We start from the raw sequence: 12,220 nt of genomic DNA on the forward strand, positions 1-12,220 counted from the left end.
AGCATTGTCCACCATAGCATGGCTTGCCTATTTCAGGCTTAACACACATTATAGATTAGCGGATTTTTCAGGAAGCTAAAATGACACAAAAAAGCGAGCACTTGATCAGATCAAGTGCTCGCTTTTTATATCACTGCTCCAAGGCATCAATCCTCCTCTTTAAGGGCATTGCACCGATCATAGGCTGGATCAATATCGATGTAAACTTCTTCTTTGGCTATTTTAAACCAATCCTCCAGTGCCTCGGATTCTTTCTGCTTTTTGGTAGCTGCCTTGAGCTTTTCATAATCATCCTCCAAATTGGCCCGGTGAGCAGGATACTCGTTTTTAAAGTAAAGCAGCCTAACGGCCTTTTCTGGCTCACCAGTACGCTGATTTTGCTCTTCATAGCGTAAAGCATGGCTGATGGTTCCTACTTGCATGGTATCTATCGTAAAATACAAGATAGGGTCCTCAAGTGTCCTTGCAGAAAGCCTATTTGCTCCTGTCGTGGGGTCAGAGAAGAACCCACCATTATCGGACGTATTCCTATCTTCAGAAAAATCCTTTGCTGCCTTGGCAAAGCTCATACTGTCCAATTCGATCAAATGCCTCAGACTGTCCAACTCCCGTTCGGCAGCAGCGATGTCCTGCTCGGTGGGCCTTGGCTTGATGAGAATATGTCGGGTATTATAAGAATCGGTCCGCCTTTCCAGCAACTGGATCAAATGGATTCCAAATTGGGATTCCACAGGATCTCCGATTTCTCCCTCCCGGAGGCTAAGGGCCATCGCCTCATATTCCGGCGCCAACTCCCCTTTTCGGAAAAAGCCCAAATCCCCTCCTTGGTTCTTTGATCCGGGATCTTCGGAATATTTGATGGCCATAGAGGCAAAATCCACCTCACCATCGAGGATGCGCTGCTTGATATCGCTCAATTGCTTGATCACCCGGTCTTTTTCTTTCCTGCTTGGCTCTGGCTTTTTGACGATTTGTCCTACAGAAACTTCAGCAGAGAAGAAGGGGAGTGAATCTTTGGGAATCTTATTGTAAAATTCCCTCACCTCAGCAGGAGAAACAGACATGCTTTGGACAATAGAACTCCTCATCTTAGCGATGGTCTTTTGCTCTTTTACCATATCATGGATCTCAGATTTTAGCTGCTCTGCCGTCTTGCCATAGGCCTCCACTAAGGTTTCCTCATTCCCTCCAAACTGCTGCAATACCATATTGAACCGTTGGTTCACATCCATCACCACTTCCGCGTCGGTAACGATTACTGAGTCTATTTCAGCTTTTGCAAGCATCAATTTATTGACCAGCAAAGATTCAAACACTTCACATCGGGAAGGAGCTTCAAAGCCCTGCTGGGACTGGGAAATAGCCTCCAAATAGGACTTCTGAAGGTCTGATTCCAGAATGATATAATTATCTACTTTGGCAATGATTTTATCCAATATCTGCCCGGATGGCTTGCTTTCTTCCGTACTGGTACTGTCTTTCTCCTGAGCATAAACTGTAATAGTGCTCAAAAAGCATAAAATAACGGCCAGCGTTTTAGTAAGGTTATTCATATATTTTAAATTCATTATTACCTTTTGCCCTCGAATAAACTTCATTTTGAAGGTCTTCTGCTAGGTTTACTTTTCTTTTATTGACAATGATTTTAGAAATCTCATCCCTGACAAATTCCACTGGAGGCACCTGATCCCGGAGCTTGTATTCCAGCACCTTGAAATAGTAGTTATACTGATCATCCTCAACCTTTATCAGGGGCTTCCCCCTGGTAAGCAGCTGTACTTTATTCTGGTTTTCTGCCAAAGGCGTATTGGTGATGATCTCATCAAATTTCACCCAAGTGGAATCTTCCAGAAAATAGTTGGCTGCCGACTTTATCGCCAATTCCCGCAATTCAAGTTTGGCGGCTTCACCGGATTGGTTTAAAAGACGGTTCGCTTGGTTATTTTGGGGAAGCGATTTGTTCATTTTGATGAAATTGGCCCGCACGATGATTTCCTTGAGTGTAAAATTATGGATATTTTCTTCGTAATAGGCATTGACCTCTTCATCGGAAACTTCCCTGTTTAGGTTTTCCTCGATATACGCCTTTTCATACTCATACACAATTAACGCATATTTATAGTCCAATAGCTTCTTATCGAGCTCCGCTTTACTGACTGAAACTTTTTGGCTGGCCTCCTTGATCATAAGGTGCTTCTTCACCCATGACTGGACATAGCGATTGGCCAAATCCGTGCTATCACTGGCACTGGTCGCTTCCCGTGTCACAAAATCCAGATCCGATTGGCGTAAATAGATGTCATCCACGGAAGCCACGGCAGGGCTGCTATTGGCCGCGGTATCTTCTTCGGATTTCACCTTGAAGAAGCCACAGCTAGACACCACTCCCGCCGCCATGAACAGGAATAACACCACACTGCTAGTGCTGCCCAACAACGATATTTTCGACTCTCGCTTTTTCATCCTCATTGACCTGGATGATAAAATTCTGCTTCAGTAAGCTGATTAATGTTTCGTTCAAATGTTCTTGATAATCTTGGATTACCTTTCCGCGGGTTTCCTCGAACGCTTTGGGTCCCGCTGGATATTGCTTGCCCAAAAGGACAATATAACGTTTATTCTTTACGGTAACTTCCTGAAGTCCCGACTGAATTTCAATTTCTTGCAGGACAGGCTTATTCTCGACTTCAAATACTCCTTCTTCCACCTGATATGATAACGTCGAAAGACTGTCCAAATGATCCACCAGTGATGTTTTTAATCCAGGTTGGTAAGGCTTATCCGTCAAGAATGCCTTTATGGGTGCGGCTGCCTCTGGCGCTAATACCGACACGATCAGTGCCTCGGTACGGGCTCCCCACGTGTATTGATCCCGGTGACTTGCAAAATACTCCTTCAGTCCTGCCGTATCTGTTAAAGCCCGCTGCCAAACCCGCTCATTCATGAGATTAAACAGCAAAATCCCTTCGCGGTATTCATTTACCAGCAATCGGAAATCATCGTTATTGGCCAAGAGATCTGCCTCCTCCGCTTGATCCAGTGAGGTCTCCACAAATTTCCCAAACCACGCATCGAAAGGCGTTCTTTTTCCCACTTTTACGACCACTTCGTCCCGCTCTACAAAACCCACAAAATCGGCCACGGTCTTGCCATGTTCTTCGATGGTAAACAACGTACTGTCCATCAAGTTTTGGGCAGTATAGGTATTTCGAAGATCCTTAAGTGACTTGGACTGCTCGGAGATTGCTGTCCTTGCCGCAGTAATGACCGGAGTATTTTCCCTAAATTGGTACCGCGATTTTTGGATGGCCATCACTTGGCTGTTGATAAGTCCTGACCGACTGTCCCTCAGGATTTTGGATTTAAGGCTTTCCTCCATTTCTTCATATGAAGCCAGGGGCTTTTCATCCTCCAAGCGGATAATGTGATAGCCATAGGAAGTCTTCACCGGGGAGGAGATCTCCCCAATTTCGCTCAGCCCAAAAGCCGCCTCCTCAAATTCCTTTAAAAAGGCTCCCACGCCAAACCAAGGCAGTTCGCCTCCCTTTTCTTTGGTATTGGTATCTTCTGAAAATAGCTGACACACCTCTTCCCAACTGGTATCTTCCTTTTGGAGGGCGGCATAGATGTCCGTAATTTTTCTTCGTGCCCGGTCTTCTGAAAGTGGATCGGCAGGATCTGTCCGGATCAGAATGTGGGACACTTTGACTTGACCGGGATTGGGCTTCCTGTCCAGGAGCTTGATCACGTGATACCCAAAATCTGTCAACACCGGATCAGAAATTTGGCCGGGTTTCAACTGATACACGGCATCCTCAAAGGGATACACCATCTGCAAGGAAGTGAAATATCCCAAATCGCCTTTATTGCTTTTGACCGATGGATCCTGTGAATACTCCATTGCCAAGACCGTAAATGCTTCTCCATCGGAAGCCCTTTCTTTGATTTTCAGCGCCATTCGGTAAACCGCCACAGAGTCCTCACGGCTCGCATTTGCCGGAAAACGCAATAAGATATGTTGGGCATGAACGACTTCCTGCATTCTGGCATAAGCCTTTCTGATCTCCCCTTCCTGCAGGGAAGTCTCCAAAATATACGGCTGCTTTAAATCTTCCTTGAATGCCGTAAACTCTCGCTGAAACTCCACAGATTCATCCATGCCCAGCGCTTCCGCCTCTTTCACCTTGAGCTTATAGTTTAGGAACAGCTCGAAATTCTCTTCAAACTCGGTTTTGCTGAGCTTATCCTCCTCCTTGTCAAATGCCCTATTCTTCGAAAGCATGTGCATAAACTCCTCCGCGAACACATTTTCATTGCCCACGGTGAGCAGATACTGCGGTTCATCTGATAGTGGAGTGCTCTGCGAAACCTTGGAGTTTGGGGAACAAGCCACCAATAAACCCAACACCCAAAGACACTGGTATGTAGTTTTCATCTTATTTACCATGCCAAAAACAATTGTGCAATGTTACAAATTTTAATGTAGAATGTGTGGATTTAAAGGTGATAAGTGGCAAGAATTAACAATTATTTGGAATTCAATTGCTTGATGAGTCTTACCTTGTACCAAGATGGGTGTGATTCTATTTCAATGGTATCCATGATGCGTTTTACCAGCATAATGCCTACTCCTCCTCCAGCTTTGTTTTTTTGCCTTTCCTTGATGACTTCCTTAAGATCGGGGGTCTTATAGTCCAAAATATCAAAGGGCTCGCCATTGTCTGTAATTTCAAAAATGATCCGGTCGTCATGCTGCTGAACTCCTACATGAAGGTGGTTAGATGGATTGCAGCCATGGGTGTGGATAATGCGATTGGCACACACCTCTTCCACGGCCAGCACCAATTCGTTCTTCAGCACTTCAGTAAGGTTGGAGTGGGAAAGCTCTTTGACCAAGAAATCCCTTAGATCAGCCAGCTTGGTCTTTTCACAATATAGTCTTAGCTCATGCTTCATGGATGGTCTCTAAAGCCTCTTCCTTACTTGATTTGATGGTGATCAGCTGGTCCAAGCCCAGGATATGGAATACATTGGCTACTTTCTCTGACAGCCCGTAAATCAAAAAATGGATCCCCTGCTCTTCAAACTCCTCCAGATAGGACATAAAGACACCTAAACCTGCTGAGGAAATATAGGCTAACTCACTGCCGTCTACCAAGATTTTTTTGTGGCCTTGGCCCACCACTTCATGTATCGCCTCATCCAGCTCCACAGAGTTACTGGCATCCACCTGCCCGTCAAGGAGGAGGAGCATATGATTGTCTTCTTGCTTCTTACTAATCGTCAACATAACTGATTATACGCTAAGTTTTTGCTAATGTTGTTCTAAGAATTTTAATACCATGAGGGAATAATCATCGTCGGGTAAAGCGGCTTCTCCCACAAATTCATAAACCGCTTGAATTAGGTGATTTTTGATTTTCTCAGGTGATTGATCCTTATAAGTATTCAGTACTTCTTTTAGTCTCTCATAACCAAACTCTTCCCCATTTTGATCCTTACTCTCGATAATTCCATCGGTATACATGACCAAAATGTCTCCAGGCTGATAATGAATGGTCTTTTCATGCAAGTATTCAGGATATTTATCGCTCCGCAAAATCCCCAAGCCCATGCCCTCCAAGGTAATGTAACCGGCCTCGCCTGCCTTACTGTCATAATAAAGCGTGGGACAATGTCCAGCCCTGCAAAAGGTAATGGTGGCCTTTGCCGTATCAATCAAATAATAGGTAGTCGTGATAAACAGGTTCTTGGCCAAGCAGCTGCTCAAGGCATTATTGGCCTTTGAGAGGAATTCCTTGGGCGAAAGGTCCAGCTGTACCAAGCTGTGGAAGACCCCTTTCATTTGTGACATGTTAAAAGCCGCTGAAAGCCCTTTCCCGGACACATCTCCGATGATCAGGGCAAACCGGTTTTCATCAAATTGATACGTTTCGTAATAGTCTCCACCTACTTCATCGGCCGCCTCAGAAAACCCAAAAATATCGAAGTGGCTGTTATGATGTAGCGCAGACGGCAGCAAGCTGCGCTGTACCCGTTGGGCAATTTTCAACTCCTCTTTATAGCGTTCATTCTTGATGGCTTCGTTAAGCAACCGGTGGTTCTCGACAGAAATGCTTGCCTGTCCCACAAAAGTGGTCACGATATTAAGCATCTCCTTGTTAAAGCCGTTCTTCACCTCTTTAAGCAAGAAAAGGTATCCCAAGAGGCTTTTATTTACCCATATCGGCACCACCAAAGCCGACTTGTAAAGGTCATGCTCCACACCGCTATTGACATGGTCTGTGGCAGACGGCTTCCTCAAGCTTAGAAAACTACTGAAGACTTTATTTTTGTCCATCAGGGCCTTGATTTCCTTACGGTCCATATTGGTCACAAACCGCTGGTGCAGGATTTGCAGCTGGTTTTCTTCGTCCACTATTTCTAGCCAAGCCGCATCGGCATAAGCGGCACTCATGCAACTGTCCACCAATATGTCCAACACTTGGGTTTCACTTTGGCCGGGCTGTATCGATTGGCTTAGTTTTTGAAAGTTGATCGCTTCAGTAAGCTTCTGTTCAAAAACCGACGAGGTCGGTAGATTAAAGAGCGTCACCAAAAAACTAAACAGTGAATAAACAAACACAAACCCAAAAAGCCCCATCAAAAACAAATTGTCCATCAGGTTAATTTCTGCATGATGGCTTTGATGGCTCAGGGATTGCATGAAGAGAAAGGAGGTCGTGATCAGGATAATCACAAAAAACAGAATGGACTTCCACTTGTCCTTAAAGGTCAGGTAAGGAATCCATTTGAGGTTTACCGATATGATAACCCCAAAAATCAGCAAGAACACCAAGCCAAAAAGGAAGGTGAAATCAAAGGTATTCTGGTTAAAGTATACATAAAACATACTCACTAAGAGCATGACTTCATATATTTGCCATTGTTGGACGGTATTCTTGTTCTTTTGGTATAAAATGAGCTTTTTCCACAACAAAGAACACGAAATAAGAAACAAGGTCGTCAACCCGAAGTTGACATGGTAAAAGAAATTTCCCAAAAGGGGATCTGTACTAAGGCGTGTATCGTCCAGTAGGATATAAAACACCCTGATCAAAAACGCCACTCCAATGACAATCAAGCCTGTAGAAGCGGCTCGCCAGATGAGTTGGATAAAGTTATTTTGCTCGCTGCGTTCGATGGATCGTGAATAGAACAAATAGACCAAGACAAAAAAAATGATTTCCAGTGTCCATGTAATTTCATGGGCAATGCCCAGGTTCATACGATTAACCGTTCCGAAAAGACGGAGCAAGTCTACAAAAAGCAATCCCAACCAGGTGAGAACGGTCACCAGGATTAATATTCTTCCGATATTTATGTTGGGAAATTTGATCATGTACAAAACCATTACAATAATACGTAATGTCAATCAAATAACCTGAATCAATTTTAGTGTAAGTTTTTAAGCAATGATAAACATGCAAAAATGTGTAATGGCCGGTATCGTGGCCATCCTAAGCCTGATGATGAGCTGCACCACAGCCGAGGTGAACAAATTTATCCAAGGAGCCACTGAAGCCAGCCTCTCAGAAGGAGATGTCAGCAATGGGCTGAAAGAAGCCCTGCAAAAAGGCATTTCCGAAGGGGTCGACATCGCAGGAAAGCAAGATGGCTATTTGGGAAATGAGCTGCTGCGCATCGGATTACCGGAAGATGTCCAAAAGGTGGAAAGCACACTGCGTACGATTGGCCTTGGAGGAGAAGTGGACAAGGTCATCACCACCATCAATCGCGGGGCAGAAGACGCTGCAAAAGAAGCCAAACCTATTTTTATCAATGCGATCAAACAAATGACCATCCAAGATGCTTGGACCATCCTTAAAGGAGAAGATGATGCGGCTACCCGCTATTTACAGCGAACCACTACGGATCAATTGACGGCCCTGTTCAAGCCACATGTCCAGGAATCGTTGGACAAGGTGGGGGCCACGCGATACTATGGTGACTTGGTCAACAGCTACAACACTTTCCCCACGACCCAAAAGAAGCTGGATCCGGACTTAAACAGTTATGTGACGGACAAAGCCATAGAGGGATTGTTTAAATTGATCGCTGAAGAGGAAAAGGCGATCCGCGAAAATCCGCTGGAACGGACCAGCAGCATTCTAAAAAGAGTATTTGCTGCGCAGGACTAAAATGGATCAAACCATATTTTCGGGGCGAGGAATGTTTACATGTTTATGAAAGGGTTTTAGCGGGAAGTTGCGGGGAACAGGGCGGTCAATGCGGCTAAAACGGAAAACGTTGGATGGGCAAATTTACCATGGGCTTCACCATGGCTATGGATGTATCGCCCCTCCAGGGCCAGTCATCGGGTGTGCTACCTACCAGATTCCCAGTGATCATGGCAGTTTCCTGAACAGGCGATTTTTTTTTCCATGAGGATGAATCCTGGTCCCCAGCAATACAACTTGACCCAGTGGATGCTGTAACCTGAACTGAAAGGAATGTAAAATTGCTTTGAGCCTTGATGGCATATGATGGTTCCGATAAAAAGATGAACACAGATTTGCAAAGCCTTATGCATACTATCTGTGTCTATCCGTGTTCATCCGTGCCGCTGGCACTCCTTCGGGAGGTTGAGGAGCGCTTAAGTTCCTGCGGATTCATCCGCAGGTTACAAAATTTATCGTGCCGCAGGCACTTTGCCCCGATTTGTACCTGGGAAACCGCGGTAGCCTATGGTGCCGAATGGCGGAATAGGCTGAAAGAATGAGTTGTTGATTTGGATCGTACAGGCCGGTGCAGCTATCTGTTCATGCATAATGGTTGGCTTGGTTGAGGTCAAACCCTGGATATGCGTTAGCAACTGAGCATCATGCCTAATCCGCCTTTGGCGGAGGGTCATACAGAAGTTGCAGGTGACCACCTGCACCAAAAATGATTACACACAAAAGGGGAAGTTCCGTAGGAACGGCAAATATAAATGCGAACAGGAACATTTGTTTTAAAGCGTTTGCCCTATGGCGGAAGTCCATCGTTTTATCGGTATGAAATTCTATTTCATAAGACCATGTCAACATTCGTATCCCTAGAAATATCGCTTGATCCGGTTTTGCCATTAAGTAAAACTGGCAGTCCCCAACTTTTCGCTTGATCCCTAAAAATAAAAACATTCATGAATTAGGACTTCACAAACGGGAATGAAAGAGGAGTTTATCCGTATAAGTAGAATATTCACATTCACTTATCGGTTATGTCATCACAAATTGAATTCGAACAGGTGATCCAGCGGGGCTGTGGCCTCGATGTTCACCAAAAGACGGTAGTGGCCACAGTCAGTGGCATTGACGTTGAGATTGATACCCGTACCTTCGGGACCTTTACTGCTCAGATCGAGGAGCTTAAAACATGGCTGAATTCCCTTTCCATTACCCACATTGCGATGGAAAGTACCGGAGTTTATTGGAAACCTGTCTACAACATCCTGGAAGAGGATTTTAAGATTATCCTGGTAAATGCCCGGCATATCAAGAATGTTCCCGGTCATAAGACAGATAAGAAAGACAGTGAATGGATTGCCAAATTGCTTCTAAGCGGTCTGTTAAAGGGGAGCTTTGTCCCTACCGAGTGGATAAGAGAGCTACGTGATCTTTGCAGGTATAAACGTAAGCTGATCGCACAGCGGGTCGCCCAACGCAACAGGTTGCATAAAATCCTGGAAGATGCCAATATCAAACTGGCCTCAGTGGCTTCGGATATCTTTGGGGTCACAGGTACGCTCATCATAGATGCCTTGATCCGGAAACAGGATGATCCTGAATACCTGGCCAACCTTGCCAAAGGTTCCTTGCGCAAAAAGATGGCGGACCTCAAACTTTCTCTGCAGGGAAGACTCACCGAACATCACCGGTTCATGCTGGCCACACTCCGTGATTCCATTGATTCGATCAACGCCCAGATCGGGCACATCGAGGCTAGAATTGAGCGTTATGCAGTCGAGCTTCAACAAGAGGTCGATTTACTCCAGACCATACCCGGAATAGGTAAAGAAACCGCCATGAATATCCTGGCCGAGTCAGGCAATGACATGGAGGTTTTTCCTGATCACAAACACCTGGCATCATGGGCAGGTGTCTCCCCGGGCAACAACGAAAGTGCAGGCAAGAAGAAGTCAACCCGCATCACACATGGGAACAAATACTTGAAAACTGCATTGGTCGAAGCTGCTTGGGCCGCATCACACACAAAGGACACCTATTTGGGCCGCAAATATGGGGCAATAGCTGCTCGCCGCGGATCTAAAAAGGCCCTGATTGCCGTAGCTCATAAAATCTTGACCGGACTGTATTACATCCTCAAAAACAAGGAGCCCTACCTAGAGCCTGACGATACAACCTATCAGGAAAAAAGAAAGCAGGCGCAGATTAAGAAATCCTTAGAGCGCCTGCGCGGGCTCGGAGTCCAAGTGGACATCCGTCCCAATTAAGATTAAGTGAAAGTTCGAGCTTTTATTGGTGATTTACAAGTCCCGGAATAAAAACTGAACTCATAGGCCAAGAACAAACGGTTATTGCTTCGAGCATGTAGAAAAAATTTTACTCTCTAACTTGGCCTAACTTAATTTATAGTCCTTTAAAAAACCTTTCAAAGGATAGCAAAACTATGCCCTACCAGTTTTAAAAATGACTGAACAAGCCTATTTTTAGATTTTCTCTTTCAGAAAAAAAAGCTATGAAATAGAATCTCATAGCTTTAGTCAATTAACAATAAACCCAAAATAACCTGTTGTAAGAAAAGGATTCGAACCTTTCAAAGTGTCTCCACTTCCCCGTTGCGGATTATCCGCCTTACAATACTATCACCAAACTTCCTTTGGCTTTAATTACACTACAAAGATACATCACGTATCTTAAACTCAAAAATTTTCAAAAAGGTTTAACAAATTTTTACATTTTTTTTAACGACAACGTTTTCTATTTGAAAATATTACGCTTAAAACAGGCTAAACCGTGCTCGTTTTTGAAAACTTGATAATGTGTTTTGGGTTTCCTTTTGAAATCCCTCTAATAGTTATGTAGTAAAGTTAACGTATAGGCAATTATAAAGTTCATTTTTTAACATTTTTTTAAATAAAAATTTCTATCCCTCAAAATTTACATAGTTTTCCCATCTCTCCAAAACACTTTGCATATCTTCTGGCAAATTGGAGGTAAACTGTAAAAAATCTTGGCTGATTGGATGTGAAAAACCCAAAGATTTGGCGTGCAACGCTTGCCGAGGGAGCAACTTAAAGCAATTATTTACAAAAGCCTTATACTTTGAAAACTGGGTACCCTTCCGGATTTTATCCCCTCCATACACGGCATCGTTAAACAACGGATGGCCAAGGTACTTCATGTGCGCCCTAATCTGATGGGTTCTTCCCGTTTCGAGGTTACACTGAACCAACGAGACATATCGAAGTCGTTTGAGCACTTTCCAATGGGTAACGGCATTTTTACCTTGGTCCCCTTCAGGAAATACATCCATCACCTTCCGGTCACGGGCACTCCTTCCCACATGGGCATCGATGGTCCCGGCGTCCTCTTGCGGCTCTCCCCAAACCAGGGCGATATAGGTCCGTTCGATGGAGTGATCAAAAAACTGCTTGGCCAGTCCTGTCATGGCCTGCTCGGATTTGGCAATGACCAAAAGGCCACTCGTATCCTTATCAATTCTATGGACCAGCCCCGGCCTTCCACTGTTACCGGGCATCTCAGGAAGTTGGCTAAAATGATACACCAACCCATTCACCAATGTTCCGGTCCAATTGCCATAGGCTGGGTGGACGACCATTCCAGCAGGTTTGTTGACGACCAAAAGGTGATCGTCTTCATGGACAATATCCAAATCAAGCTTTTCGGGCAATACTTCTGTTTCCCGCGGTTCCATCTCTAGGACCACAGTGATCACATCCCCAGGCTTGATCTTATAATTCGCTTTGGTATTGCTGCCATTGATTTTAACTTGCCCATTATCAATGGCCTGCTGCACCTTGTTACGGGTAACATTGGCCACCTTGTCAGTCAGAAACTTGTCCACCCTCGTGGCAGCCTGTCCCTTGTCCACTGCTATTCTAAGGTGCTCATATCCTGAGGCTCCGTCTGTTTGATCGTCCTCAGCGGCTCCATCAAAATCAAACAATTCATCGTCCATTTCATCATTCATTCTGCAAAAATAAGGGTCTACTGCC

Annotated in this window: 9 protein-coding genes; 2 read left to right on the forward strand and 7 right to left on the reverse strand. The window is 44.7% G+C overall.

What is annotated here, in order from left to right; all coding sequences use genetic code 11:
- Nucleotides 1–146: 146 nt before the first annotated feature.
- The 6 genes from ECHVI_RS03060 to ECHVI_RS03085 form a co-directional block, all read right to left on the reverse strand.
- Nucleotides 147–1,553 carry a peptidylprolyl isomerase gene (locus tag ECHVI_RS03060; protein ID WP_015264476.1) on the reverse strand — a complete coding sequence of 469 codons (1,407 nt, stop codon included), beginning with the start codon at nucleotides 1,551–1,553 and terminating at the stop codon, nucleotides 147–149.
- Nucleotides 1,546–2,463 carry a peptidyl-prolyl cis-trans isomerase gene (locus ECHVI_RS03065; protein WP_041738283.1) on the reverse strand — a complete coding sequence of 306 codons (918 nt, stop codon included), beginning with the start codon at nucleotides 2,461–2,463 and terminating at the stop codon, nucleotides 1,546–1,548. The genes ECHVI_RS03060 and ECHVI_RS03065 overlap by 8 nt, the downstream gene beginning before the upstream one ends.
- The gene (locus ECHVI_RS03070; RefSeq protein WP_015264478.1) at nucleotides 2,420–4,435 is read right to left on the reverse strand and encodes a peptidylprolyl isomerase; all 2,016 of its coding nucleotides are present in this window, start codon (nucleotides 4,433–4,435) and stop codon (nucleotides 2,420–2,422) included. The genes ECHVI_RS03065 and ECHVI_RS03070 overlap by 44 nt, the downstream gene beginning before the upstream one ends.
- Nucleotides 4,436–4,527: 92 nt before the next feature.
- Nucleotides 4,528–4,956, reverse strand: a complete 429-nt coding sequence (locus ECHVI_RS03075; protein WP_015264479.1) for an ATP-binding protein — start codon at nucleotides 4,954–4,956, stop codon at nucleotides 4,528–4,530.
- Nucleotides 4,946–5,290, reverse strand: a complete 345-nt coding sequence (locus ECHVI_RS03080; RefSeq protein ID WP_015264480.1) for an STAS domain-containing protein — start codon at nucleotides 5,288–5,290, stop codon at nucleotides 4,946–4,948. The genes ECHVI_RS03075 and ECHVI_RS03080 overlap by 11 nt, the downstream gene beginning before the upstream one ends.
- A gap of 24 nt (nucleotides 5,291–5,314) precedes the next feature.
- Nucleotides 5,315–7,381: a GAF domain-containing SpoIIE family protein phosphatase gene (locus ECHVI_RS03085; RefSeq protein ID WP_015264481.1), complete on the reverse strand. Its 2,067-nt coding sequence runs from the start codon at nucleotides 7,379–7,381 to the stop codon at nucleotides 5,315–5,317.
- 82 nt (nucleotides 7,382–7,463) lie between these two features.
- Here ECHVI_RS03085 and ECHVI_RS03090 point away from each other — a divergent pair, with 82 nt between their 5' ends.
- The gene (locus ECHVI_RS03090; RefSeq protein ID WP_015264482.1) at nucleotides 7,464–8,180 is read left to right on the forward strand and encodes a DUF4197 domain-containing protein; all 717 of its coding nucleotides are present in this window, start codon (nucleotides 7,464–7,466) and stop codon (nucleotides 8,178–8,180) included.
- Between the two features lie 1,061 nt (nucleotides 8,181–9,241).
- The gene (locus tag ECHVI_RS03105) at nucleotides 9,242–10,474 is read left to right on the forward strand and encodes an IS110 family RNA-guided transposase (protein WP_015264485.1); all 1,233 of its coding nucleotides are present in this window, start codon (nucleotides 9,242–9,244) and stop codon (nucleotides 10,472–10,474) included.
- Between the two features lie 653 nt (nucleotides 10,475–11,127).
- Here ECHVI_RS03105 and ECHVI_RS03110 read toward each other — a convergent pair.
- The gene (locus ECHVI_RS03110; RefSeq protein ID WP_041738285.1) at nucleotides 11,128–12,195 is read right to left on the reverse strand and encodes an RluA family pseudouridine synthase; all 1,068 of its coding nucleotides are present in this window, start codon (nucleotides 12,193–12,195) and stop codon (nucleotides 11,128–11,130) included.
- Nucleotides 12,196–12,220 lie beyond the last annotated feature (25 nt).

The sequence above is a fragment of the Echinicola vietnamensis DSM 17526 genome (assembly GCF_000325705.1).
Classification (GTDB): domain Bacteria; phylum Bacteroidota; class Bacteroidia; order Cytophagales; family Cyclobacteriaceae; genus Echinicola; species Echinicola vietnamensis.